At 70.9% G+C, this 25,325-nt stretch carries 24 protein-coding genes; 13 read left to right on the forward strand and 11 right to left on the reverse strand.

Going from position 1 to position 25,325, the window contains the following annotated elements; translation table 11 throughout:
- Positions 1–254: 254 nt before the first annotated feature.
- The 5 genes from AC27IY_RS22850 to AC27IY_RS22870 form a co-directional block, all read right to left on the reverse strand.
- A complete protein-coding gene (locus AC27IY_RS22850; RefSeq protein ID WP_487179123.1) occupies positions 255–1,163 on the reverse strand; it encodes a 5-dehydro-4-deoxyglucarate dehydratase in 909 nt (302 codons plus the stop codon).
- 13 nt (positions 1,164–1,176) lie between these two features.
- Positions 1,177–1,938 (reverse strand): IclR family transcriptional regulator, encoded by a 762-nt coding sequence (locus AC27IY_RS22855; RefSeq protein WP_344205011.1) that lies wholly within the window; start codon positions 1,936–1,938, stop codon positions 1,177–1,179.
- Between the two features lie 96 nt (positions 1,939–2,034).
- On the reverse strand, positions 2,035–2,895 hold the full coding sequence (locus AC27IY_RS22860) for a carbohydrate ABC transporter permease (RefSeq protein ID WP_329583156.1): 861 nt from the start codon (positions 2,893–2,895) through the stop codon (positions 2,035–2,037).
- A complete protein-coding gene (locus AC27IY_RS22865) occupies positions 2,892–3,821 on the reverse strand; it encodes a carbohydrate ABC transporter permease (RefSeq protein WP_344205008.1) in 930 nt (309 codons plus the stop codon). Before AC27IY_RS22865 ends, AC27IY_RS22860 begins: the two co-directional genes overlap by 4 nt.
- Positions 3,818–5,128 (reverse strand): sugar ABC transporter substrate-binding protein, encoded by a 1,311-nt coding sequence (locus AC27IY_RS22870; protein ID WP_423445300.1) that lies wholly within the window; start codon positions 5,126–5,128, stop codon positions 3,818–3,820. The genes AC27IY_RS22865 and AC27IY_RS22870 overlap by 4 nt, the downstream gene beginning before the upstream one ends.
- A 135-nt stretch (positions 5,129–5,263) precedes the next feature.
- Here AC27IY_RS22870 and AC27IY_RS22875 point away from each other — a divergent pair, with 135 nt between their 5' ends.
- From AC27IY_RS22875 to AC27IY_RS22915, 9 genes are all read left to right on the forward strand, one after another.
- Positions 5,264–6,058 carry an NAD-dependent epimerase/dehydratase family protein gene (locus tag AC27IY_RS22875; protein ID WP_487179124.1) on the forward strand — a complete coding sequence of 265 codons (795 nt, stop codon included), beginning with the start codon at positions 5,264–5,266 and terminating at the stop codon, positions 6,056–6,058.
- 94 nt (positions 6,059–6,152) lie between these two features.
- Complete coding sequence (locus AC27IY_RS22880; RefSeq protein WP_344205004.1) at positions 6,153–7,115, forward strand: LacI family DNA-binding transcriptional regulator; 963 nt, start codon at positions 6,153–6,155, stop codon at positions 7,113–7,115.
- Entirely contained in the window at positions 7,112–8,053 is a 942-nt protein-coding gene (locus tag AC27IY_RS22885; RefSeq protein ID WP_487179125.1) for an aldose epimerase family protein, read from the forward strand. Before AC27IY_RS22880 ends, AC27IY_RS22885 begins: the two co-directional genes overlap by 4 nt.
- Positions 8,054–8,126: 73 nt before the next feature.
- Complete coding sequence (locus AC27IY_RS22890; RefSeq protein WP_423445296.1) at positions 8,127–10,664, forward strand: DNA translocase FtsK; 2,538 nt, start codon at positions 8,127–8,129, stop codon at positions 10,662–10,664.
- 60 nt (positions 10,665–10,724) lie between these two features.
- Positions 10,725–11,540 (forward strand): helix-turn-helix domain-containing protein, encoded by an 816-nt coding sequence (locus tag AC27IY_RS22895; protein WP_423445295.1) that lies wholly within the window; start codon positions 10,725–10,727, stop codon positions 11,538–11,540.
- Positions 11,541–11,600: 60 nt separating this feature from the next.
- On the forward strand, positions 11,601–13,010 hold the full coding sequence (gene rimO / locus AC27IY_RS22900; RefSeq protein WP_344204999.1) for a 30S ribosomal protein S12 methylthiotransferase RimO: 1,410 nt from the start codon (positions 11,601–11,603) through the stop codon (positions 13,008–13,010).
- On the forward strand, positions 13,007–13,579 hold the full coding sequence (gene pgsA, locus AC27IY_RS22905) for a CDP-diacylglycerol--glycerol-3-phosphate 3-phosphatidyltransferase (RefSeq protein ID WP_364450962.1): 573 nt from the start codon (positions 13,007–13,009) through the stop codon (positions 13,577–13,579). The genes rimO and pgsA overlap by 4 nt, the downstream gene beginning before the upstream one ends.
- A 6-nt stretch (positions 13,580–13,585) precedes the next feature.
- Positions 13,586–14,074, forward strand: a complete 489-nt coding sequence (locus AC27IY_RS22910; RefSeq protein ID WP_364450965.1) for a CinA family protein — start codon at positions 13,586–13,588, stop codon at positions 14,072–14,074.
- A gap of 286 nt (positions 14,075–14,360) precedes the next feature.
- Positions 14,361–14,717: a helix-turn-helix domain-containing protein gene (locus tag AC27IY_RS22915; protein ID WP_091084154.1), complete on the forward strand. Its 357-nt coding sequence runs from the start codon at positions 14,361–14,363 to the stop codon at positions 14,715–14,717.
- On the opposite strand, the gene AC27IY_RS22920 is transcribed toward AC27IY_RS22915, so the two are convergent.
- Positions 14,714–15,493 (reverse strand): DNA-formamidopyrimidine glycosylase family protein, encoded by a 780-nt coding sequence (locus tag AC27IY_RS22920; RefSeq protein ID WP_371251181.1) that lies wholly within the window; start codon positions 15,491–15,493, stop codon positions 14,714–14,716. The genes AC27IY_RS22915 and AC27IY_RS22920 overlap by 4 nt on opposite strands.
- Positions 15,494–15,592: 99 nt before the next feature.
- The gene (locus AC27IY_RS22925; protein WP_091083967.1) at positions 15,593–16,042 is read right to left on the reverse strand and encodes an RrF2 family transcriptional regulator; all 450 of its coding nucleotides are present in this window, start codon (positions 16,040–16,042) and stop codon (positions 15,593–15,595) included.
- Between the two features lie 244 nt (positions 16,043–16,286).
- On the opposite strand from AC27IY_RS22925, the gene AC27IY_RS22930 reads away from it, so the two are divergent.
- Positions 16,287–17,468 (forward strand): ROK family transcriptional regulator, encoded by a 1,182-nt coding sequence (locus AC27IY_RS22930; RefSeq protein ID WP_423445590.1) that lies wholly within the window; start codon positions 16,287–16,289, stop codon positions 17,466–17,468.
- A gap of 1 nt (position 17,469) precedes the next feature.
- On the opposite strand, the gene AC27IY_RS22935 is transcribed toward AC27IY_RS22930, so the two are convergent.
- From AC27IY_RS22935 to AC27IY_RS22950, 4 genes are all read right to left on the reverse strand, one after another.
- A complete protein-coding gene (locus AC27IY_RS22935) occupies positions 17,470–18,912 on the reverse strand; it encodes a glycoside hydrolase family 3 protein (protein ID WP_487179126.1) in 1,443 nt (480 codons plus the stop codon).
- A gap of 84 nt (positions 18,913–18,996) precedes the next feature.
- The gene (locus AC27IY_RS22940; RefSeq protein WP_364450976.1) at positions 18,997–19,848 is read right to left on the reverse strand and encodes a carbohydrate ABC transporter permease; all 852 of its coding nucleotides are present in this window, start codon (positions 19,846–19,848) and stop codon (positions 18,997–18,999) included.
- Positions 19,845–20,858: a carbohydrate ABC transporter permease gene (locus AC27IY_RS22945; RefSeq protein ID WP_371251178.1), complete on the reverse strand. Its 1,014-nt coding sequence runs from the start codon at positions 20,856–20,858 to the stop codon at positions 19,845–19,847. Before AC27IY_RS22945 ends, AC27IY_RS22940 begins: the two co-directional genes overlap by 4 nt.
- 2 nt (positions 20,859–20,860) lie before the next feature.
- Positions 20,861–22,177 carry an extracellular solute-binding protein gene (locus AC27IY_RS22950; protein WP_371251177.1) on the reverse strand — a complete coding sequence of 439 codons (1,317 nt, stop codon included), beginning with the start codon at positions 22,175–22,177 and terminating at the stop codon, positions 20,861–20,863.
- Between the two features lie 137 nt (positions 22,178–22,314).
- Between AC27IY_RS22950 and AC27IY_RS22955 the strand changes: the two genes are divergently transcribed.
- The 3 genes from AC27IY_RS22955 (at position 22,315) to AC27IY_RS22965 (ending at position 25,321) form a co-directional block, all read left to right on the forward strand.
- On the forward strand, positions 22,315–23,463 hold the full coding sequence (locus AC27IY_RS22955) for an ROK family transcriptional regulator (protein ID WP_344204987.1): 1,149 nt from the start codon (positions 22,315–22,317) through the stop codon (positions 23,461–23,463).
- A gap of 12 nt (positions 23,464–23,475) precedes the next feature.
- The gene (locus AC27IY_RS22960) at positions 23,476–24,150 is read left to right on the forward strand and encodes a M15 family metallopeptidase (protein WP_344204986.1); all 675 of its coding nucleotides are present in this window, start codon (positions 23,476–23,478) and stop codon (positions 24,148–24,150) included.
- Positions 24,151–24,235: 85 nt separating this feature from the next.
- Positions 24,236–25,321, forward strand: a complete 1,086-nt coding sequence (locus AC27IY_RS22965) for a carboxylate-amine ligase (RefSeq protein ID WP_344204985.1) — start codon at positions 24,236–24,238, stop codon at positions 25,319–25,321.
- Positions 25,322–25,325: the final 4 nt, after the last annotated feature.

Here is a 25,325-nt window from a genome sequence, read left to right on the forward strand (position 1 = left end):
CTCCTGACGGATGACTGGTGTCGGGTGGTTCGTGCCGCAGGGTAGGGGCTCATGGCCCACGGCTCATGGTCCACGGCTCCTGGGGCGGGGCGTGGTGAAGGGCCATGGGTGAGGGCGGTGGCTGATCGCCGGTGGCTGGTGGGACGCGGCTGGTGGTGACAGGGCGGCGGTGGTTGGAAGGGGTGCTGGGGGAAACGGGAGGCTGGGGAAGAGGTGCGGGGAGGGGGCGGTGGAGACAGCGCCGGAGGAGCGGGTCAGGCGCCTGCTATTTCCAGCCCCGCCCCCACAATCCGCTCAAGCCGTTCCACATGCTCCACCGACGGATCCACCAGCGGCGCCCGCACCCCGCCGGCCTCCAGCCCGCGCAGCCGCACCCCCGCCTTCACCAGCGACACCGCGTACCCGGGCACCAGGTCGCGCAGCTCCACCAGCGGCAGGTAGAACCCGGTCAGCAGCCGCTGCACCAGCGCCTCGTCCCCGGCGGTCAACGCCTTGTGGAAAGCGATCGCGATCTCGGGCGCGAACGCGAACACCGCGCTGGAGTACAGCGTCACCCCCAGCCCCCGGTACGCGGGCATGGTGAACTCGGCGGTCGGCAGCCCGTTGAAGAAGGTGAAGTCCCGGTGGCCGGCCTCCCGCACTCGCAGGATGATCCGCTGGAGCAGGTCGAAGTCGCCGAGGCCGTCCTTGAGTCCGACGATGTTCGGTACCTGGGCCAGCTCGGTCACGGCTTCGGGGGTGAAGCGGGCGTTGCCCCGCTGGTAGATGATCACCGGGAGCTCGGAAGCGGCGGCGGCCACGTCGCGGACGTACCGGACCAGGCCGGCGGCCGGGGCGTTGACGAGGTAGGGGGGCATGAGCAGCAGCCCGTCGGCGCCGCGCGCGGCCGCCTCGCGGGCGATCGCGCGGGCGGCGGGGAGCGTGCCGCCGGCCCCGCCGAGCACGGGCACCCGCCCCCCGGCGGCGCTGACGGCGGCGGTGACGGCCCGCCCGTACTCGCCGAGGTCGAGGGCGTTGAACTCGCCGGTGCCGCACGCGGTGAACACCCCTCCCGCCCCGGCCGCGACCCCGTCGGCGACGTGCCGGGCGAGCACCGCCTCCGCGAGCTCGCCGGCGGCGTCGAACGGGGTCACCGGGAAGAAGAGAACGCCATCTAGCCGCATCAACGGTCCTTTCCTAGCGGATGCCCTCCCGGCGGAGGGTGGCAGCGAGCTTGCGGGTGTGCTTGATCACCGCTTCGGTGACCCGTTCGACGTCGGCGGGCGGCAGGGCGGCGGGCATCGAGCAGCTGATCGCGTCCGTGGCCGGGATGCGGTAGTCGACGGCCACGGCCACGCAGGCCAGGCCGGGCGTGCCCTGTTCGCGTTCGCAGGCCCAGCCCCGGGTGCGCACCTGGTCCAGCTCGCCGGTCAGTTTGCCCAGGTCGGTGATGGAGTGCTCGGTGAGTCCCTGGAGGGGGTCGGGGAGCAGGGCCACGACCTCGTCGTCGGTGAGCTGGGCGAGCAGGACCTGGCCGAGCGCGGTGACGTGGGCGGGCAGCCGCCGGCCGACCCTGGGGATGACGTGCGCGGCCTCGCGCGACTCCCTGGTGGCCAGGTAGAGCACGTGGGCGCCGTCCCGGCGGGCGAAGTGCACGGTCTGCCCGATCTCGTCCCGCAGGTCCTCCAGGGTTTCCTGGGCGAAGGGCAGCGCGGGATCCTTGTCGAGGTACGCCGTCCCGGTGAGCAGCGCGTGCGGCCCGATCCCGAACGCCGAGCGGGCCGAGTCGGTCTCGACCCAGTTGAGCTCGACCAGCGTGCGCATGAGGGCGTGCAGGCTGCTGCGCGGGAAACCGGTGCGCTGCTGGAGCTCCGACAGCGTCAGGGTCTCGTGCGACTCCGCCAGCGCTTCCAGGATGCGTACGGTCCGCTCGGCGGACTTGACCAGCTGGGGCTCCATACTCGTCCCATCTCACTCCACAATGCCGACACATCCAGCATATGGGATAGCGTCCAGATACGTGGACGCTATCCCTTGACCGCTATCCCTTGACCGCTATCCCTTGACCGCGCCGCTGGTGAGGCCGCGCATGAACTGCCGCTGGAAGGCCAGGAACGCGATGATCGACGGCAGCAGCGCCAGCAGCGAGGCCGCGAGCAGCACCCCGATGCCGACCTCCTCGTCCGAGCGGAGCGAGCGCAGCGCGATGGGCAGCGTCCACATGGTCGACTCGGTCGCCACGATCAGCGGCAGCAGGTACTGGTCCCAGATCATGGTGAACCCGAAGACGCCGATCACGCCGAGCGCCGGCCGGCACAGCGGCACGATGATCGTGGCGAAGATGCGCAGCTCGCCCGCCCCGTCGATGCGCGCGGCCTCCTCCAGCTCGACCGGCACCTCCTTCATGAACTCGGTCATGACCAGGATCGAGAACCCCCAGGCCCCGACGGGCAGGATCATCCCCGCGTACGTGCCGATGAGGTTGAGGTGCAGCACCGGCAGGTCGGCGAGGACGAGCGAGAGCGGGATCGCGATGATCTCCTCGGGCAGCATCATCGTGGCCAGCATGAGCAGCATCACGACCGTCATGCCGCGGAACTTCTTGCGGGCCAGCGCGTACGCCGCGAAGACGCTCACCAGCATCTGCAGCAGCAGCCCGAAGCCGACGACCACGAACGAGTTCAGCAGGTAGAGATAGACGTTCTTGTCCCCGGCCTGGATGAAGTTCTCCAGCGTGAACTCGTCCGGCCAGAGGGTGAACGAGGTGGGATCGAGGGTCTTGCTGAACGCGCTGACCAGCAGCCCCACGAGCGGCCCCGTGAAGGCCACGACCATGAGCCCGTAGACGACGAAGCGCGCGGCGACGGCGAGCGGGCCCTTGCGCGACTCCAGCCCCAGTGCGCTGTCGAATCTCATGACGCCTGCCTCCTGCGCATCAGCTGCACGATCACCGTGAGCACGAGCGTGGCGAGGAACAGCACGATCCCGCCGGCCGAGGCGACGCCCAGCTCGTTCTTCTGGAAGCCGAGCTTGTAGATGAGCGTCATCAGCACCTCGGAGGAGTTGTTCGGCCCGCCGTTGGTGAGCACGTAGACCTCGACGAAGACGCGCAGCCCGCGGATGGCCGCGAGCGTGAACAGGATCCAGAACACCGGGCGCAGCGCGGGCAGCGTGATGTGCCGCAGCCGCCGCCAGGTGGAGGCCCCGTCCACGGCCGCCGCCTCGTAGAGCGTGCGGTCCACGCCGACCAGCCCGGCCAGGAAGATCATCATGTCGTACGGGGTGCCGCGCCAGACGCTCATGAGCATGATCGACCAGAGCGAGGAGTGCTCACTGGCCAGCCAGGGCTGCGGATCGACGCCCGCCCAGCCGATGATCACGTTGAGCATCCCGTTGTCGGCCGGATGGAACATGATCCGCCACACCTCGGCCACCGCCGCCATCGTCGTCACGACCGGCAGGAACGCCGCCGTCCTGACGAACCACAGATAGCGCGCCGGCCCCTCGACGAGCAGCGCCAGCCCGAGCCCCAGCACGAGGGAGCCGATCGTGGTGCCGAGCGCCAGCACCACGCTGTGCCCGATGGCCGCGGCGAACAGGTCGTCGGTGATGATCGTGCGGTAGTTGTCGAGACCCACCCATTCGTCCCCGAGGAACGTCTGGACCTTGAACAGGCTCTTCCACAGGCCCACGACCATGGGGATGAACTTGAAGTACAGGAAGAGCAGCAGCGCGGGCGCCAGGAACAGCCAGGCGACCAGCGGCCCCCGCCACCGCGCCCGTCGGGCGCGGCGGCGAGGGGGCGCGGTGGCGGCTCCCGCCCGGGTCACGGTCGCGGTCATGACGCTTTCTGGCTCTGGAGTTCCTGGGTGAGCTTGGTGTTCAGCCCGTCCATGGCCGTCTTGACGTCCGCCGAGCAGTCGGCCCAGACGGTGTTGATCGCGTCGGCGGAGGTCTGCCGGATCGGCGCCCAGTTCGGCACCGGCGGCGCGTAGACCGCGAAGTCGTAGGACTCCTGGAAGACCTTCCAGCGCGGGTCCTGGCGTTCGGCGGCCATGTCCACGGTCCTGTTGACCGGCAGGCGGACGATGGCGCCGTTGGCGTCCTTGTTCATACCGATCCGCTGGCCCTCGGGGGAGATCGCGAACTCGGCGAACTTCTTCTGGGCGTCCTGCAGCTGCGAGCCGGCCATGAGGTAGACGTTCTCGCCCTCGCCGAGGGTGCCGGGGCCGCCGGAGGGGCCCTTGGGCACGGGCAGGACCTCGATCTTGTCGGTGCCGACGCTCTTGACGAAGCGCGCGAGCACGTACGGGCCGACCAGGTAGATGCCGCCCTGGCCCTTCTCGAACACCTCGTGCGTGACGGTCGTGTCGTTGCTGACCGCGCCCGGGTTGACGGTCTTGGTCTTGCAGAACTGGTCCTGGAGGTACTGGACGGCCTCCACGAACCTGGGGTCGTTCGCGGTGGCGACGTACTTGCCGGGGCCGTTGGCCTTCAGGAAGTCGGCGCCGTTGGCGTAGATGAGGGAGGAGGCGTACCAGGAGGCGTAGCCGCGCTTGGTGCCGGCGGGGGCGACGAAGCCGCTGGTGTCCTTCTGGCCGTTGCCGTCGGGGTCCTTCTCGGTGAAGGCGACGGCCAGCTTGGTCAGGTCCTCCCAGGTCGCGGGCGGCTCCATGCCGACCTTCTCACGCCAGTCCTTGCGGACGATCAGCGCGAACGCCTGCGCGGAGAAGGGCGCGGCGTAGAACTTGCCGTCGCTGCCCGCGGCGGCCTGCCAGGCCCGGTCGGCGAGGTCGCCGGAGCCGGATAAGCCCGCCTTGTCGACCTCCTGGAGCCAGCCCTGGCTGTGCATGTTGCCGAGTTGCGCGGTGTCGTTGATGACGATGTCGGGAAGCTGCCGCTGCGCGGCCTGCTGGTTGAGCTTGGTCTCGAAGTCGTCGAAAAGCGCGACGACCTTGGTCTTCACGCCGCTGGACTTGGTGAATGCGTCGGCGAGTTTCTGCGCCGTCTTGGCGGAGTCGGAATCGGGCGCCTGCCGGATCCAGATCTCCAGAGTGTCGTCGGTTGAACTCGATCCCCCGGAGCCGCAGCCGGTCACCGTTGCGGCGAGGGCCGCAGCGACCGCGACCCCCAGCAGACGACGTGACATCAGACCGCCTCCCGTTCACATACGTGGACATGAGTCGAAGACTTGAACTCGTGGCTGTGAACGTAACTAGCGCATGCTTCACGGTCAATATTCAAGTATGTGAATTTGGGTCAGAATCGTGTACACCATGAAGACATGCGCATTCTCATGACCGGTGCCGCGGGGAAAGTCGGCACGCTGCTCCGCCCGCGGCTCGCCCGCGAGGGTCGCATCCTGCGGCTCTCCGATCTCCAGCCGGTCGAGCCCGGCCCGGGGGAGGAGCAGGTCGTCGCCGACCTCGCCGACCCGGCCGCCATGGCCGAGGCCGTCAAGGGCGTGGACGCCGTGCTCCACCTCGGCGGGCAGAGCCGCGAGCACCCCTGGGCCGACATCGTGCGGGCCAACATCGACGGCACGCAGGTGCTGCTGGAGGCGGCGCGCGAGGCGGGCGTACGCCAGCTCGTCCTCATGGGCAGCCACCACGCGGCCGGCTTCCACACCAGGCCGGCGGGCGGCGAGGACCTGCCGGACTACGCCTTCCCCCGCCCCGACACCTTCTACGGCGTCAGCAAGGTCGTCATGGAGGCCCTGGCCGGCCTCTACCACGACCGCTTCGGCATGAACATCACCGTCGTCCGGCTCGGCACCTGCAACGAAGGCCCGCTCGACACCCGCGGCCTGGCCACCTGGATCTCACCCGACGACCTGGCCCGCCTGGTCGAGGCCGCGCTGGTCGCGCCCGGCCTCCACGTGGTGTGGGGCGTCTCGGACAACACCCGCCGCTGGTGGTCGCTGAAGGAGGCCGAGGCCATCGGCTACGTCTCGCGCGACGACTCGGAGACGCTGGCGGGGCCCCTGATCGCCGAGCACGGCGAGCCCGACCTGTCGGACCCGGTGCACGACCGCGCGGGCGGCGTCTTCACACTGAAGGAGCTCGGCGGCCGCTGGTGACCGCCGACCATGGCAACCGGTTGCACAAACCTTGACGGGCAGAGCGGCAAAGGTCAAGGTTTGATCTGGCAACCGTTTGCAAGGGAGGACGGCGATGGCGGCGACGATCAAGGACGTGGCGCGCGCCTGCGGCGTGCACGTGTCCACAGTCTCCCGCACCTTCTCCGCGCCGCACCTGGTCAATCCTGCCACCAGGAGCCGGGTGCTGGCCGCGGCCGACGACCTCGGCTACCGGCCCAACCGGGCGGCCCGCGCGCTCACCACCGGGCGCACCTTCAACATGGGCCTCATCGTGGCCGACATCGCCAACCCGTTCTTCCCGCCGCTCATCAAGGCGGCCCAGGCGCAGGCCAGGGGCCGCGACTACCACGTGTTCGTGGCCGACACCGACGAGGACCCGCGGGTCGAGGAAGAGCTGATCAGGACGTTCACCAAGCAGGTGGACGGCGTCCTGCTGTGCAGCCCCCGCCTGTCCAACAAGATGATCGAGCGCCTGGCCGAGGACGTCCCGTTCGTGGTGGTCAACCGCCGCATCAAGGGCATGCCCGCGGTGCTCATGAACGTCGCCCAGGGCGCCAAGCTGGCCCTGGAGCACCTGGCCGGGCTCGGCCACCGCAGGATCGCGCTCGTGTCCGGCCCCATCGGGTCGTGGACCAGCAACGAGATGCAGGGCGTCGCCGCCGAGACGCCGGGGCTCGACCTCGTCTTCTTCGGCCCCAACCAGCCGACCGAGGGCGGCGGCCTGGCCGTGGCCGCCGACGTCGCGGCGTGCGGGGCGACCGCCGTGCTGGCCTACAACGATCTCGTCGCGCTCGGCCTCATCGAGGGGCTCGCCACGATGGACATCGGGGTACCAGACCAGATAAGTGTCATCGGGTTCGACGACATCCTGCCCGGCCGGCTCAACCGGCCGAAGCTCACCACGGTGGCCATGCCCGCCGTGGCCGCGGGGCGGATGGCGGTGGACCTGTTGCTGCAATCGGGGGGCGAGGGCGCGACGGTGACCCTCGACACCGCCCTCATAGTCCGCGAGTCCACGGGAAGGGCACAAAAATGATTTTCGGAACGCTGCCGTCCGGCGAGCAGGTGGAGCAGGTGGAGCTGTCGTCCGGACGGCTCCGCGCCGAGGTGCTGACGCTCGGCGCCGTCGTACGCTCGCTGGAGGTGTCGGGCCGCAACGTGGTGCTCGGGCTGGACACGCTGGAGGACTACCTCACCCGCAGCCGCTACTTCGGCGCGGTCGTCGGCCGCTACGGCAACCGCATCGCGGGCGGCCGCTTCACCCTCGACGGCGTCGAGTACACCCTGCCGGTCAACAACGGGCCCAACAGCCTGCACGGCGGCACCGAGGGCTTCGACTCCAAGGTGTGGACCGTCGCCGACCGCTCGCCCTCCTCCGTCACGCTGACCCTGGTCAGCCCGGACGGCGACCAGGGCTACCCGGGCACGCTGACCGCGACGGTGACGTACACGCTGGAGGACGACGGCCTGCGCATCGACTACGCCACCGAGACCGACAAGCCGACCGTGGTCAACCTCACCAACCACTCCTACTTCAACCTCAAGGGGCAGGGCGAGGGCGACGTGCGCGACCACGTCGTACGGATCGCCGCCGAGCACTACCTGCCGGTCGACGCCGACAAGATCCCGACCGGGGAGCTGGCGCCGGTCAAGGGCACCCCGTTCGACTTCACCGAGCCGCACGCGCTCGGCGAGCGCATCGACGGCGGCTACGACCACTGCTACGTGCTCGACGGCGGCATGAGCGTCACGGCCGGCGGCCTCACCATGGAGGTCACCACGACCGAGCCGGGCGTGCAGTTCTACTCCGGCAGCATGCTGGACGGCACGGCCACGCCGTTCGGGCCGTTCGCGGGGCTGTGCCTGGAGACCCAGCACTTCCCCGACTCGCCCAACCAGCCGCAGTTCCCCTCCACGGTGCTGCGGCCAGGCGAGCGCCGGACCTCGAGCACCACCTACAGGTTCACCACCTGATCCTGGGGTCTTTGTACGGGTGTGCGGCGCGTCAGCGCGCGGAGTCCGGTGTCTCCGTCGTACCTTTGGCACCATGGCCACCCGTACGCCGAAAAGCGCATCCAAGGGGCCGGCGAAGCGGTCGACCCCGGCCCGCACGACGTCCGCGAAGCGGACGACGGCGTCGGCCGGGCGCCCCCGGCCGAGGACGGGCGCCTCCGGCCGCAAGTCCTCCGTCGCCCACCCCGATCCGATCAGCTGGGTCTTCACGATGATCGGCAAGCTGATCGTCGGGCTGTGGATGTTGTTCGCGGGCGGGGTCGGCAGCATGGCCCGCGCGCTCGGCAACAACGCCCGCGAGCTGGACCCGGCGCACCGGCGCGACGGGCTCGGGCTGGCCTGGCTGGCCGCCGCGATCGTGCTGGCCTCCATGACCTGGCGCAACGCCGACGGGGCCGTCTCCGGGGTGGTCAACGCGACCGTGCGCGGCGTGTTCGGCTCGCTGGCCTGGGCGCTGCCGCTGCTGCTCGGCCTGCTGGCCTGGCGTTACATGCGCCACCCCGACCAGAACGCCGACACCGGCCGCATGGTGATCGGCTGGGCGGCGCTGCTGGTCGGCGTGCTCGGCGTGATCCACGTGGCCAACGACACGCCGTACCCGGCCGGCGAGGGCCAGGGCATGGACAAGGTGTCGGCGGCCGGGGGCATGGTCGGCTTCATCGTCTCGGCGCCGCCGATGAGCATCCTGCCGTCGTGGATCACGATCCCGCTGCTGCTGCTCCTGTCGGCGTTCGGCGTCCTGGTCATCACCGCGACGCCGGTGCACCGCATCCCCGAGCGGCTGGCCGAGCTGCGGCACATGCTCTTCGAGCGGCAGTCCGACCCGCTGCCGCGCGAGCCGAGCAGGAAGCGTCCCCGGACGAAGAAGCCCGCGGGTGACGGTGAGGGCGGCGACGGCGTCAAGCCCTACGACACGCCGGTGCTGTCGGAGAAGGACAAGGAGCGCGCCGAGCACTCGCCGGAGATCGTCCCCGGGCTCACCGACGAGGAGGACGCGGCGGTCGCCGCAGCTGCCGCGGCGGAGGCCGAGGCCGAGCGCAGGCCGCCGGAGCCGCCGCTGCCGACGCCCGCGCCGCGCAAGGTCGAACAGCTCGTGCTGTCGCCGCAGGCGGGGCCGTACGCGCTGCCCGACCTGCAGTTCCTCAAGCCCGGCACCGCGCCCAAGCCGCAGACCAAGGCCAACACCACCGTGGTCAACGCGCTGACCAGCGTGCTGGAGCAGTTCAGCATCGACGCGCAGGTGATCGGCTTCACCCGCGGCCCGACCGTGACCCGCTACGAGATCGAGCTCGGCCCGGCGGTGAAGGTCGAGAAGGTCACCGCGCTCACCAAGAACATCGCCTACGCGGTCAAGTCCGCCGACGTGCGCATCCTGTCGCCGATCCCCGGCAAGTCGGCCATCGGCGTGGAGATCCCCAACGCCGACAAGGACCTCGTGGCGCTGGGCGACGTGCTGCGCTCGCAGGTGGCCCAGGCCGACCACCACCCGATGATCGTCGGCCTCGGCAAGGACGTCGAGGGCCGCACCATCGTGGCCAACCTGGCCAAGATGCCCCACCTGCTCATCGCGGGCGCCACCGGCGCCGGCAAGTCGGTCTGCGTCAACGGCCTGATCACCTCCATCCTCATGCGGTCCACGCCCGACGAGGTGCGCATGGTGCTGGTCGACCCCAAGCGGGTCGAGCTCAGCGTGTACGAGGGCATCCCCCACCTCATCACCCCGATCATCACGAACCCGAAGAAGGCCGCGGAGGCCCTGGAATGGGTCGTGGGGGAGATGGACCGGCGCTACGACGACCTGGCGGCGTCGGGGTTCCGGCACGTGGACGAGTTCAACAAGGCGGTGCGGGCGGGCAAGCTGCAGCCGCCGCCCGGCAGTGAGCGGGTCTACCAGCCGTACCCGTACCTGCTGGTGATCGTGGACGAGCTGGCCGACCTCATGATGGTGGCGCCGCGCGACGTCGAGGACTCGATCGTGCGCATCACGCAGCTCGCCCGCGCGGCCGGCATCCACCTGGTGATCGCCACGCAGCGGCCGTCCGTCGACGTCGTCACCGGCCTGATCAAGGCCAACGTGCCCTCCCGGCTGGCCTTCGCCGTCTCCAGCCTCACCGACTCGCGGGTCATCCTCGACCAGCCCGGCGCCGACAAGCTGGTCGGCCAGGGCGACGCGCTGTTCCTGCCGATGGGCGCGAGCAAGCCCATCCGGATCCAGAACGCGTTCGTCTCGGAGAAGGAGATCGCCGAGATCGTCGCGCACTGCAAGGCGCAGATGCAGGTCGAATACCGCGAGGACGTGGCGGCGGCGCCGGTCAAGCGGGAGATCGACGAGGAGATCGGCGACGACCTCGACCTGCTGATCCAGGCGGCCGAGCTGATCGTCACCACCCAGTTCGGCTCCACCTCGATGCTCCAGCGCAAGCTGCGGGTCGGCTTCGCCAAGGCGGGGCGGCTCATGGACCTCCTGGAGAGCCGCAACGTGGTCGGCCCGAGCGAGGGCTCCAAGGCGCGCGAAGTGCTCGTGAAGCCCGACGATTTGCCCGGTCTGCTGGCCGACCTGCGTGGCGAATGACCCCAATGCGGGGGCGAGCGGCGTCAACTGGTTGAATAGGAACCACTACGGAGAGTCGTGGTGGGGGAACCAGACGCCATCGGGGAGGCGTTCGCCGTGCAGGAACAGCAGAGCATCGGGGCCATGCTGGCGGCAGCCAGGCAGTCGGCCGGGATGTCGGTCGCGCAGGTCAGCGCGGCCACGCGCATCCGCGAGACCATCGTCCATTGCATCGAGCAGGATCTCTACGACCAGTGCGGAGGCCCGTTCTACGCCAGAGGCCACGTGAAGGCCATCGCCGCGGCCGTCGGGCTCGATCCCGAGGCCGTGGTCCACCAGTACGACCAGGAACACGGCGGGGCGCCGGAGCCGGTGCGGGCCTCGGCCGTCTTCCAGGCCGACAAGAAGATCAACCTGCCGGAGCGGCGGGGGCCCAACTGGTCGATGGCGCTGGGGGTGGCGCTGGCGATCGTGGTCGTGTTCGGCACGATGCGCATGCTCGGGGGAGCGGGCGACCAGGTGCAGGTGGCCGGGGTGCGGCAGTCGTCGGCCCGGCCGAGCGTGCCGCCCAACACCCCCATCACCGAGTCGCCCAGGGCGTCGCCGTCGCGCGGCACGCGTTCGAAGGAGATGGTGACGCTGCGGATCAAGGCCAAGCGCTCGTCGTACGTCGGGGTGCACGACGCCGATGGCCACCGGCTCTTCTCGGGCACGCTCAACGCGGGCAAGACCTCGGAATGGCGGGCGCCGGGCAAGGTGACCCTGCTGCTGAGCGACGCCACGGCGGTGACGCTGCAGGTCAACGGCAAGAAGGTGAAGCGGCTCGGGGAGCGCGGGGAGATGGTGCGCACCTCGTTCGAGGCGCCGAAGGCACCGGTCAAGCAGAAGGCCCGCTAGCCGTCTCCGGTGGGCCAGTGCATCGGGTGGTGGCCAACTCCCGATACCGTAGTGTTCACCATGTCATCCCGCCGCACCGCATCGCTGATCACCCTGGGCTGCGCCCGCAACGAGGTCGACTCCGAGGAGCTGGCCGCGCGACTTGAGGCTGCCGGTTGGCAGCTCGGCGACGACGACCCCGACGTCGTCGTCGTCAACACGTGCGGCTTCATCGACTCGGCCAAAAAAGACTCCATCGACACGCTGCTCGCCGCCGCGGACTCCGGCGCCAAGGTCGTCGCCGCGGGCTGCATGGCCGAGCGCTACGGAGGCGAGCTGGCCGAGGCGCTGCCCGAGGCCAGCGCCGTCATCTCCTTCGACGACTACGCCGAGATCGGCGACCGGCTCGACGACGTGCTCGCCGGCCGGTCGCTGAAGCCTCACACGCCGCGTGACCGCCGCACCCTGCTGCCCATCTCGCCGGTCGAGCGCGCCGCCGCGCCCAAGACCGGCATTCCCGGCCACGGGGACCTGCCGTCGGGCGTCGCTCCCGCCAGCGGGCCCCGCGTGCTGCGCAAGCGGCTCGACGAGAGCCCCGTGGCCTCGCTGAAGCTCGCCTCCGGCTGCGACCGGCGCTGCACGTTCTGCGCCATCCCGTCCTTCCGTGGCTCCTACGTCTCGCGCGTCCCCGACGAGCTGCTGGCCGAGGCCGACTGGCTGGCCCATCGCGGGGTCCGCGAGCTGGTGCTGGTGAGCGAGAACTCCACCTCCTACGGCAAGGACCTCGGCGACCTGCGGGCGCTGGAGAAGCTGCTGCCGCGCCTGGCCGAGGTGGAGGGCGTCGAGCGGGTGCGGGTCAGCTACCTGCAGCCGGCCGAGCTGCGTCCCGGGCTCATCGACGTGATCTGCGGCACCGAGGGCGTGGCCCCCTACTTCGACCTGTCCTTCCAGCACGCCAGCAACGGCGTGCTGCGCCGGATGCGCCGCTTCGGCGACCCCGAGCGTTTCCTCGGGCTGCTGGAGAGCGTGCGCGAGCGCGCTCCCGAGGCGGGCGTGCGCTCCAACTTCATCGTGGGCTTCCCCGGCGAGACCGAGGAGGAGTTCGGCGAGCTGGTGGGCTTCCTCGAAGCCGCGCGGCTCGACGTCATCGGCGTGTTCGGCTACTCCGACGAGGACGGCACCGAGGCGGCCGACCTGCCCGGCAAGCTGGCGCAGGAGGTCATCGACGAGCGGGTGCGGGTGCTCACCGAGCTGGCCGAGGAGCTGACCGCCCAGCGGGCGGAGGAGCGCATCGGCACCGAGGTCGACGTGCTGATCGAGGACGACCTGGGCGACGGCGGCTACGAGGGCCGGGCCGCCCACCAGGGTCCCGAGGTCGACGGCTCGGTGACCGTGCAGGGCATCGGCCTGGTCAAGGGCCAGGTCGTGCGCGCGGTCGTGGTCGACGCCGAGGGGGTCGACCTGATCGCGCGCATCAAGGCCGGTCCATGAAGAAGGACGAGCGCCGTGCGGTGAGCCCGTGGAACATCGCCAACATCCTCACGGTCCTCCGGTTGGTGCTCGTCCCTTTCTTCGTGGTCTGTCTTTTCCTGCCCGGCACCGGCTGGCGGATCGCCGCGCTGGCGGTGTTCGGCGTGGCCTCGCTCACCGATCATCTCGACGGTGAGCTGGCCCGCCGCTACGGCCTCATCACCGACTTCGGCAAGATCGCCGACCCGATCGCCGACAAGGCGCTGACGGGCGCGGCGCTGGTGTGCCTGTCGGTCCTGCAGGAGCTGCCGTGGTGGGTCACGGTGGTGATCCTGGGGCGGGAGCTGGGCATCACCGCGCTCAGGTTCGTGCTGCTGCGGCACGCGGTGATCCCCGCCAGCTACGGCGGCAAGGTCAAGACCGTGCTGCAGATCGCGGCGATCGTCCTCTATCTCCTGCCGATGGTGCCGGACGTGCTGCGCTGGGTGGTGATGGGCGCCGCGCTCGTGGTGACGGTGCTCACCGGCGCCGACTACGTGTTCCGGGCGGTCAGACTGCGTAAGGTGGCCAGGCGGGCACGCGGGGAGTGATCGACGATGGACGTGGCGGATGCGCTGGCGCTGCTGGAGCGGCAGGGGGCGACGCTGGCGGTGGCCGAGTCGCTGACCGGAGGGCTGATCGGGGCGACCGTCACGGCGGTGCCCGGGGCGTCGCGGGTCTTCCGCGGCGGGGTGATCTCCTACGCCACCGAGCTCAAGCGCGACCTGCTGGGCGTGCCGGGCGAGCTCCTGGAGCGCGAGGGGGCGGTGCACCCCGAGGTGGCGGCGGCCATGGCGCGGGGCGTCGCGCGGGTCTGCGCGGCGAGCTACGGGATGGCCGTGACCGGGGTGGCCGGGCCGGAGCCCCAGGACGGCCGGCCCGTCGGCACCGTGTTCGTCGCGGTCGCCGGTCCCGGCGGACAGGTCTGGGGACGCGAGTTGAGACTTGAGGGGTCACGCGAACGTATAAGGGTAGAGACGGTGCACGAGGTAGTTGATCTCCTCTCAAGTGTGCTACAGGCGAACATAGGGGAACATTCCGGATGATTACCGTGTTACGTCCCGAGCGAACATGCCTTGCACGGTCTGACGCGGTGTCGGTGGATACGGGTACGGTGGAGCTGTGAGTGAGGTCCGTGAGCCAACTGCAAGCACCGAGCGCCCGGCAGGCGGGCCTGATGAGTCGCGCGGCGAGGCACAAGCGGCGAGCAAGGGGCGGCGACGCCCGGTGATGACGGCGAGGAGTATGTACGAAGCGAAGAAGACCAATGTGCGGCACGATCCGATCGCGCGGGGCGTGGTGAAGACATCCGCGCCGGGGAGGGAGCGACAGATGATTCTGCTGCGTCAGCTGCTCGGCGATGTGCTGAGGCGGTTGCGCGTGCGCCAGGGACGCACGCTGCGCGAGGTTTCCACGCTGGCCCGTGTCTCGCTCGGCTATTTGTCCGAGGTCGAACGGGGGCAGAAGGAGGCGTCGTCGGAGCTGCTCGCGTCCATCTGCGGTGCGCTCGGAGTGCCACTCTCGCAGGTGCTGCGTGAGGTGTCCGACCAGTTCGCGCTGGCCGAGCTCCAGGCTGCTCCCGTGCTCGCCGATGTTCCCGAGCACGAGCGACTGCCTCTTGCGGAGACGGTTCCCGGATCGATCTCCGATTCCGTGTTCCCCGAAGTCAAGGACATGGTGGCTGCCTAACGAGGCTGGCAGCCGGCACACCACAGGATCAGCCGTTCCTGTGGCTGCGATCCCATCTCCCCTCGGCTGATGCGGGTGCCGCATCGGCGACAGGGTCTTCCTGCCCTGCCGTAGACCCACGTCGCGTTCGCCGGGCGGCGATCACCTGTGGTCACCGTGCCCGCGTGTTCGAGGTTGGCCGCCAGCAGGCGCTGTGCCAGCGACACGAGCCCGCCCAGATCCTCGATCTCCCCGACCTTCCTCCACGGCCAGATCCCCCGCAGGAACAAGGTCTCGGCGCGATAGATCGTGCCGATCCCCGCCAGGTTGCGCTGATCGAGCAGCGCCTCCCCGATGGTCCTGCCGGGCGCCTCGCGCAGCCTCCGCACGGCCTCGTCCGGGTCCCAGTCGGGCCCGAGCAGATCCGGCCCCAGGTGGCCGACCAGCCGCGCCTCGTCCTCCGTCCGTACGAGGTCCACCATCCCCAGCTTGCGGCCGAGCGCCGTGCAGTCCCGGTTGGCCAGGATCAGCCGCACCTGGTCGCCGGGCGGCACCCGGGCTCCCGGTCCGACGATCCGCCAGCTCCCGTCCATGCGCAGGTGCGTGTGCACGGTCAGGCCGCCCTCGACGCGGGTGAGCAGGTGCTTGCCGCGCGAGAGCGTGGTCAGCACCTCGCGGCCGGTCAGGTCGGCGGTGGCGTGCCGCGGCACGCGGAAGTCGGACCTCGTGAGCACCCGTCCGTCGAGCGCGGAGCGCAGGCGGGCGGCCGTGCGGTGGACGGCGTCTCCCTCGGGCATCCTTCCAGTCTAGGAACCCGTTCCGGCGGCTCGGCCGTGGACGTGGTCGGGGAGATCAGGAACGTCGCGCTCTGGTGCACCAGGCGCTGAGCCGGGAGGTCAGTCCCAGGCGGCGGGGTCGGCGGCGAGCTGGCGGACGCGGTCGGGCAGCGTGCCGGCGGCGACCTGCTCCAGCGTGACCTCTTCCAGGATGGCGCGCTCGGTGGCGCGCAGCGCGATCCACACCTGCTGCAGCGACTCGGCCGGCCCCCGGTAGCCGACGTGCTCGGGCCGCTCGCCGCGTACGTTGGCGAGCGGGCCGTCCACCGCCCGGATCACGTCGGCGAGTGAGATCTCGCCCGCGGGCCGGGCCAGGACGTAGCCGCCCTCGGGGCCTCGCTGCCCGCGGACCAGCCCGGCGCGGCGCATCTGGAGCAGGATGTTCTCCAGGTATTTGGGAGGCATGTCCTGTTCCTTGGCGAGCTCGCCCACGGTCGTCGGGCCGGCACCCGCGGCGGCGAGTTCGGCGGCGGCTCGGAGGGCGTAGTCGACACGAGCGGAGAGGCGCATGTTCTCGATTATCCCTCCTGGTCAACACTGGTTAGCCGCACGGTCGTCAGATGGGGCCGGTGATCCGAGGCCCGGCGTCGTCCCGCGCGCGGCCCTCCGATACGGTGATCATGAAGAAATCTCGCGTTCACCTGCGACGTCTCTCGGGAACGCGGGCGCTAAACTTCCAACAATCTTTGCGATTTCGCAGTGACCGATGCGAAGTGACCGATTCGCAGTGGACCGACGGTGGGGATTCAGCGTGGTGGAGCGACGCCCAGGTGTGCCCAGGCTGCTGAGGGAGATCAACGACCGGGCCGCGCTCGAACTGCTGCTGGCCACCGGTCCCATGACCCGCGGCCAGATCGGCGACCTGACCGGCCTGTCCAAGGTCACGGCCTCGCAGACGCTGTCCAGGCTGGAGGAGCGCGGCCTGGTCGAGGTCGTCGGCACCCAGGCCGGCGGGCGGGGGCCCAACGCGGCCCTCTACTCGGTGATCCCCTCCAGCGCGTACGTCGCCGGCCTGGAGGTCGGCCCCGAACGCATCTCCTCGGCCGTCGCCGACATCCACGGCCACACCATCACCGAGATCACCGTCGACCCGAAGGGCCACGAGGACCCGGTCGCCGCCGTGCACGAGGCCATCGTCAAGGCCTGCCGCGGCGCCAAGGTCGGGCTGAGCAGGCTGCGCGGCGTGGTGATCGGCACCCCCGGCGTGGTCGATCCGCGCAGCGGCGACGTGCGCTTCTCCTTCGACCTGCCCGGCTGGCACGAGGGCATCCACGGGGCGCTCGCCGGCGACCTGCGGCGCGAGGTGACGATCGAGAACGACGTCAACCTCGCCGCCATCGCCGAGCGCGCCGACGGGGTTGCCCAGGGCGTGGACGACTTCGTGCTGCTGTGGGCCAGCCGCGGCCTCGGCCTGGCGGTCATGCTCGGCGGCCGGCTGCACCGGGGGCGTTCCGGCAGCGCGGGCGAGATCGGCTACCTGCCGGTGCCCGGGGTGCCGCTGCCGGAGGACATCCGCACCGAGCCGGGGCGGCTGCCGTCGCTGGCGGGCGGCCTGCAGTCGCTGGTCAGCGCCGAGGCGGTGGCCGAGCTGGCCCAGGGCTACGGCTTCGCGGCCAGCAGCGCCGGCGAGTGCGTGAGGGTCGCGATGGCCGCGGGCACGCGGGGCGAGCCGCTGCTCGACGAGATCGCCCAGCGGCTCGCGCTCGGCGTGGCCGCCGTGTGCGTGATCCTCGACCCCGGCCTCGTGGTGCTGGCCGGGGAGGTCGGGCAGGCGGGCGGCGACGCGCTCGCGTCCCGGGTGGAGGAGGCCGTGGCCCGCATCTGCCCGGTCCGGCCCCAGGTGGGCACCACCACGGTGACCGAGGGCAACCCGGTGCTGCGCGGCGCCGTGCTGGCCGCGCTCGACCAGGCCCGCGAGGAGCTGCTGGCCTCCTGAGTCAGGCGGTCTGGAGGAGCTCCACGGCCGCCTGGGCGTTGGCGCGGGCGGCCCCGTACGTCGCGATGTAGGCGGCGCTGTCCGGCCGCCACACCGGCAGCCCCATCTCGATGACGGTCGTGTCCGGCCGGGCCGTCACCAGCGCCGAGACCAGGTCCCGGCTCGCGGGGTGACGGTGGGCGTCCTTGACCACGACGACCAGGGACCGTCCGGCGGCCTTGGCCAGCAGCGCGGACGCGTCGGCGGCCGACGGCTCGACGCGGACGACCTCCGCCTCGGGCAGCCACGGCCCCACGCCCCACGGCACGTCGCCCACGGCGATCGTCGGCGGGGTGTCCACCTCGACCACCAGGGGCTCGACCAGGGGCTCGGGGACGCCGCTCAGCCGTACGGCGCGGCGGGCCGCGTGCAGGCCCACGACGTTGCGCTCGGCCGACATCTCGCGGTCGCCGCCGAACCACTCCCGCAGCGCGGCCACCCGCGCCGCGGCCTCCTCCAGCCGCTCGCCCGCCAGCCGGCCCTCGCGCACCGCCGAGACGATCTCGGCGATGATCGCCTGCACGTCGTCGTAGACGGGCAGCGGCCCGAGGCACAGCAGGTCGGCCCCGGCCGCGAGGGTCAGCACCGCGCCCCCGGCGAGGCCGACGCTGCGGGTGATGGCGTGCATGTCCAGGGCGTCGGTGACGACCACGCCGTCGAAACCGAGCTCGCCCCTGAGGAGCCCGGTCAGCGCCGCGCCGGACAGCGTCGCGGGCGAGTCGCCCGTCACGGCCGGCACGGCGACGTGCGCGGTCATCACCGACTTCGCCCCCGCCGTCACGGCCGCGCGGAACGGGGCGAGCTCCCGCTCGCGCAGCACGTCGAGGCCCACGTCCACGACCGGGATCGCCAGGTGCGAGTCCACGCGGGTGGCGCCGTGGCCGGGGAAGTGCTTGACGCAGGCGGCCACGCGCAGCGACTGCAGGCCCTCCACGGCGGCCACGGTGTGCCGGGCCACCAGGGCGGCGTCCGCGCCGAACGAGCGGGTGCCGATCACCGGGTTGTCGGCCTCGGTGTTGACGTCCGCGCTCGGCGCCATGTCGAGGTTGATGCCGCACGAGGCCAGCTCGGCGGCGATGGCCCGGTAGACGCTGCGGGTCAGCCCGGGGTCGTCCACCGCCCCGAGCGCCGCGTTGCCCGGGTACGGGCTGCCGACGTGGTAGGCGAGCCGCGTGACGTCGCCGCCCTCCTCGTCCAGGGAGATGACGGGCTCACCGGCTCCCCGCAGCGCGGTGGTCAGCTCCCTCACCTGGCCGTGGTCGGCCACGTTGAACCCGAAGAGCGTCACGCCGCCCAGGCCGTGCTCCAGCTCGCGCAGCACCCAGTCGGGCGCCTCGGTGCCCTGGAAGGCGACGAGCAGTGTGCCGGCCGCCAGGCGGCGCAGCCCCCGATCACTCTGACTCATGGCTCCTCATCAAGTGGAAGATGGGCAGTGAAAATGGGCAGGGTCGTGCACGGCGCCGGCGGCGCCGTGCGGGGATGTGTCGCGTCAGCCCTTGACGGCCCCGGCGACCAGGCCGGAGACCATGCGGCGCTGCACGAGCAGGAAGAAGACGACGACCGGGATCGTCATCAGGGTGGATCCGGCCATGATCGCCCCCCAGTCGACGCCCTTCTGGCCGAAGAAGTACTGCAGGGCGACGGGCATCGTGTAGCCCTCGGACTCCGACATCAGGTAGAGGGCGAAGACGAGGTCGTTCCACGCGGTGATGAACGAGAAGATGCTCGTCGCCACCAGGCCGGGCGCGACCAGCGGGAAGAGCACCTTCCAGAAGGTCTGCATGCGCCCCGCGCCGTCGATCCAGGCCGCCTCCTCCAGCGACTTGGGGACCGCCGCGACGAACGTGCGGAGCATCCACACGCCGAACGGCAGCGTGAGCGCGACCTGGGTGACGATCAGCCCGATGAAGTTGTCGCCGAGCCCCACCCGCTTGACCATCATGTAGAGCGGGATGAGCAGCCCCTCGGCCGGCAGCATCTGCACGACCAGCAGCACGACGAGGAACACGCCGCGGCCCTTGAAGCGGAAGCGGGCGATGGCGGTGGCCGACAGCAGGGCGAAGGCCGAGCCGATGAGCACCGTCCCGAGCGCCACGATGGCGCTGTTGCGCATGTAGAGCCAGATGGAGTTGTTCGCGACGCCCTCGGTCAGCACCCGCTCGAAGTGATCGAAGGTGAAGTGTGTCGGGAACGGGACGAACTCCGTGGTGAAGATCTGGTCGTTCTCCTTGAAGCCGGTCGCCACCATCCAGTAGACGGGGAAGACGGCGTAGAGGAAGACCAGGACGCCGGCCGTGTTGAGGAGGATCTTGCCGAGCCTCTTGCGGGCGAGCGGGGTCACATCTCCTCCTGCTTCACGATCTGCCTGACGTACACGACGGTGATCACGAGCAGGATGATCGTCAGGACGACGGAGATCGCCGCGCCGCTGCCCAGCTTCTGCGGGGGCTTGAACGCCTCGGCGACCGCGTACATGGACAGGTTGAAGCCGTCGCGGTTGGTGGGCCCGTTCATCAGCACGTAGAGCTGGCTGAAGACCTTGAAGTCCCAGATGATCGACAGGATCGTCAGGACGGCGAAGACGGGCTTCAGCAACGGCAGGGTGATCTTGGTGAACGTGCGCCACGGCCCGGAGCCGTCGACCCTGGCCGCCTCGTACAGCTCGGCGGGGATGCCTTTGAGCCCGGCCAGCACCGACACGGCGATGAACGGGAAGCCGGCCCACACCACGCAGACGACCAGCGCGATGTAGAGGGGCAGGGTGTCGTTGAGCCAGGGGGTGCCGACCCAGCTCCGCTGCCCGTCGGGCGGCGCGGCCAGCCAGTCGGGCAGCAGGTCGAGCGCCCAGTTGACGATGCCGGCCTCGGCGTCGAAGAGCGAGCGCCAGATGACGCCCTGCGCCACCGGCGGCACCGCCCAGGCGAACATGCACCCGATCACCACGAACAGCGACATCTTCCTGCCGAGCCGGTGCAGGAGCACCCCGACGGCGGTGCCGACGACCAGCGTGAGGCTGACCGCGACGAAGGCGAAGGCCACGGTGTTGCGGAGCGCCGACCAGAAGATGTCGTTGGACAGAATCTTCTCGAAGTTCTCCAGGCCCACCCACTCGGCCGGCCTGGTGCCCCGGATCTGGGCCAGGCCCACCTTCTGGAAGGCCATGACCGCGAGCTGGAACATCGGGTAGAGCAGCAGCCCCGCGATCACCAGCAGGCCGGGCACGAGCAGCACGTACGGGATGCTCCACGCCGGCAGCCCGCTCGCCCGCCCGCGGCCGCTCTCCTTCCTGCGCCGGTGACCCGGGGCGGGGGAGGAGCCCCCGTCCCGGGCGACCGTAGTCGGGTTCGCCATGCTCACTGGTTCAGGATCTCTTCGAGTTCCTTGTTGGCGTCGGCGAGGGCGGCGCCGGCGTCCTTCTTGCCCTCGATGACGGCCCGCGCGGCGTTCTGCAGCACCATCTTGGTGGCGTCGGCCTCGGACCAGTTGGGGTCGGCGGGGAAGGCGCGGGCCTTGGCGAACGCCTGGGCGAACGCGCCCTGCGCCGGGTCCTCCTCAAGCTTGGCCAGGGTGTCCGGGTAGACCGGGAGCAGGCCGCCCTCGCTGGCGTAGCGGTCGGCCCAGGTCTTGCTGGTGGCCAGCTTGATGTACTCCTTGCCGAGGTCGGCCTCCTTGGTGCCGCCCCACAGCGCGATGTCGTTGCCGCCGAAGAAGGAGGGGGCGACGCCGCCGGTCTTGGCGGGCAGCGGGAAGAAGGCGAGCTTGTCGCTCTTCAGCTTGCCCTTCGAGTCCTCCTCGATGCCGGGGAGGTCCCAGCCCGCGGTGAGGTACATCGCGACCTTGTTGTTGGCGAAGCGCTTACGGATGTCGACCGTGTTGAGCGTGAGGTTCGCCTTGCTGGACAGGCCGCCCGTCACCAGGCCGGTGTAGGTCTCGAAGCCCTTGGCGAAGCCGGGCTCGGTGAGCTTGCCGACCCACTTGTCGCCCTCCTTGACGGCGAAGTCGCCGCCCTCGGACCAGGCGAACGCGGCCAGCAGGTGGTTGGCGTCGGAGCCGCCGTTGAAGGCGAAGCCGTCCACCCCCTCGCCCTTCTCCTTCTGGATCTTCTTGGCGGCGGCGACGAGCTCGTCCCAGGTCTTCGGGACCTCGATCTTGAGCTCCTCGAACCAGTCCTTGCGGTAGAGGACGGCGCGGGCGCCGGCGCCCCACGGCACGGCGTAGATCTCGCCGTCCACGGTCTCGTAGCCGTAGAGGTTCTCGGGGATCTGCGCGCGGTCGCCCTCGCGGGCGATGTCCGTGATCGGGGTGAGCGCGTCCTGGCTCTGCCACATCGGGACCTGGTCGTTGCCGATCTCGGTCACGTCCGGGCCCGAGCCGGTGGCGGCGGCCGCGAACTTGTCGGCGACCTGCGGCCACGGGATCCACTCGAGCTTGACCTCGGCGCCGGTCTGCTGCTTGAACTCGGCGTTCAGCTCTTCCATGTACTTGGCCGCGGCCGGGTTGCTGTCGCCGAGGCGCCAGACGCTCAGCGTCTTGCCGGCGAACTTCGGGCCGCTGGCGGAGGCCGCGGCGCTCGGTGAGGAGGAGGGCGCCTCGCCGGAGCCACAGGCGGCCAGGCCCAGGGCCAGGGCGGCCGTGGTGACCGTAGTGGCTGTGATCTTCGCGATCCTCACAGGGTTCTCCCTTCCCGGGTGCTGGCCTACGGTCCGCACCAGGCTGATCGTCAAATGCCGAACGACGCTGCTAAACTAACAAGAAACTTTCTTAAAAGAAACGCTCGTTAGCCATTCGTGACGAGAGGGGTGCGGTAATGAGTCGAAGCCCGGGGGTTCCCCGGCTGCTGCGGCGGTTGAACGATCGCGCGGCACTCGAGCTCCTCCTCGTGGACGGCCCGCTCACCCGGGCCGAGCTGGGCGAGCGGACCGGGCTCTCCAAGGTAACCGCAGGTCAGCTCCTGGCTCGACTGGAGGAGCGGGGGCTGGTCGAGGTCGCGGGGGAGCGGGCGGGCGGCAGGGGGCCGCACGCCGCACTGTACGGGGTGGTGCCCTCCAGCGCCTACGTCGCCGGCCTGGAGGTGCTGCCCGACAGCCTCAAGGTCGGTGTGGCCGACATCACAGGCCGGATCGTGGTCGAGATCACGGTCAACCCCGCCGACGGCGGCGACCCGGTCCGCACGGTCCACGCCGCCGTGCAGCGCGCCTGCGGCACCGCCGGCATCGGGCTGGAGCGGCTGAAGGCGTTCGTCATTGGCACCAGGGGAGTCGTGGACCCGGTCAGCGGGGACGTGCGCTGGTCGTACGACCTGCCCGCCTGGCACGTCGGCGTGCTCGCCAGCCTCCGCCGCACCCTCGGCGCCTCCGTCACCATCGAGAACGACGTCAACCTGGTCGCCCTCGCCGAGCACACCTACGGCGCCGCCGTCGGCCACGACGACTTCGTGGTCATCTGGGCGGGCGTCGGCCAGGGCCTCGGCGTCATGCTGGACGGCCGGCTGCACCGCGGCATCACCGGCGGCGCGGGCGAGATCGGCTGGCTGCCGGTGCCCGGCGAGCCGCTGCCCGCCGACGTCTCCCAGCCGCAGTCCGGCTCCTTCCAGCGCCTGGTCGGCCACGACGCGCTGCGCGGCCTCGCCCGCGAGCACGGCGTGCAGGGGGCGACCGTACCCGACCTGGTACGCAACGGCGGCGAGGACTTCCTCGACGCGGTCGCCGGCCGGCTGGCCGTGGGCGCGGCGGCGGTCACCGTCGTGCTCGACCCCGGCCTGATCGTGCTGAGCGGCGACGTCGGCCGGGCGGGCGGCGAGCGGCTGGCCGCGAAGGTGCAGGAGGCCGTGGCCCGCGTGTGCCCGAGCCGGCCCCCCGTCGTCACCACCAGGGTGGCCGGGAACCCCGTGCTGCGCGGGGCCCTGGTCGCCGCTCTGGACCAGGCCCGGGAACAGGTCTTCTCCGACACTGTGTGAAAATCGTTGCCCATGTGGCAGTCCCCGAACGACCCCAGGAACGATGTCGTGCTCATCTCGGACCCCCGGGTGGCCGCCATCCCGGTGCAGGAGTCGGACGAGCCGCTGGCCGAGGTACGCGGCCGGCTGCGGGTGGACGAGCGGCTGGCCGACCCCGACGGCGCCTGGGCGCACCTGCGCGCCGGGCTGCTGGAGCGGCTGGAGCGCGCCGAGGCCGGTCTGCCCGACGGCTACCACCTGCTGATCGTGGAGGGCTACCGGCCGATCGCCACCCAGTCCCTCTACTTCACCCGCTACCGCGACGAGCTGCTGGCCGCCAATCCCGGCATGACGGTCGAGGAGGCCCACGTCGCCGCCAGCCGGTACGTCTCCCCGGTCAGCGTGGCCCCGCACACCGCCGGCGCGGCCGTCGACCTCACCCTGTGCGACCCCGAGGGCGTCGAGTACGACATGGGCACCCAGGTCAACGACAACCCCGAGGAGAGCGCCGGCGCCTGCTACACCGCGGCCCCCGGCATCTCGGCCGACGCCCGCGCGCACCGCGACCTCCTCGCCGCCGTCCTGGAGCCGGCCGGCCTCGTCAACTACCCCACCGAGTGGTGGCACTGGTCCTACGGCGACCGCTACTGGGCCCTCGCCACAGGAGCGCCCCACGCCCTCTACGGCCCCACAGGTTTCACCGCCTGACGCCCTCGGGTCGGGAAGGTTTTCCGCGAGCTGTCGCCGGGGCACAACTCCTTGCGGAACTCACTCCCCCCAACGAGGTGCAGGCATGATTCCGCTGATCGGGATCGAAGAGGAATACCTCATCGTCGATCCCCGCACCCGCCACGTCTCTCCCCGGGCGACCGATGTCCTGGCCGCCACCACCGGGATGGCCGACGTGGTTCATGAGATCACCCGTTTCCAGGTGGAGGCCCGTACGCCCCCCTCCACCGACCTGAGCGAACTCGGCTCGCAACTGCGCGCCGTACGAAAGGAGGTGGCCGACGCCGCGCGGGCGTGCGGTCTCGCGATCGTCGCCAGCGGCATCCCCGTGCTCGGCGACGTGAGCTCGCCGCCGCTGACCGACGTGCCCCGCTACCTGCAGAGCAGGGTGGCCTACCGGGCGCTCCAGGACGAGATCACCATCTGCGCGCTCCACGTTCACGTGGACGTGCCCGACCGCGAGCACGCCGTCTACGTCGGCAACCACGTGCGCTGCTGGCTGCCGACGCTGATCGCGCTGGCCGCCAACTCGCCGTTCTTCGCCGGCCGCGACACCGGGTACGCCTCCTGGAGAGTGATCTCCTGGGGCCGGTGGCCGGTGGCGGGCGCGCCCCCCTACTTCGCCTCCTACGCCGACTACGAGCTGGCCGTGCGGGCACTCGACGACACGGGGGCGCTCATCGACCCGAAAACGGTCTACTGGGACACCCGTCCCTCGCCCAGCCTGCCCACGGTCGAGATCAGGGCGGCCGACGTGCCGCTCGACGTGAGCGACAGCCTCACACTGATCGGCCTCGTCCGCGCCCTGGTGGTGACCTCACTGGAAGCGGTACGCCGCGGCGACCACGGGCTGCCCGTCTCCTCCGAGGTGCTGCGCGCCGCCTACTGGCGGGCGGCCAGGGACGGCCTCGCGGGCGAGGGCGTGGACGTGCGCGACGGCACCCGCCTGCCCGCGAGCGTGCTGGCCTGGCGGCTGCTGGAGCACGTACGCCCGGCGCTGGCCGAGGCGGGTGACCTGGCCTTCGTGCAGGAGGGCCTGGACCGGCTGCTGCGCAAGGGGTCGGGCGCGATGCGCCAGCGGCGGGTGCACGCCCGCGGCCACGACCTGAACGACGTGGTGGACGACCTCATCGAGGCCACCGTCGCCTGAGACC

The organism is Nonomuraea sp. B208 (assembly GCF_057536035.1).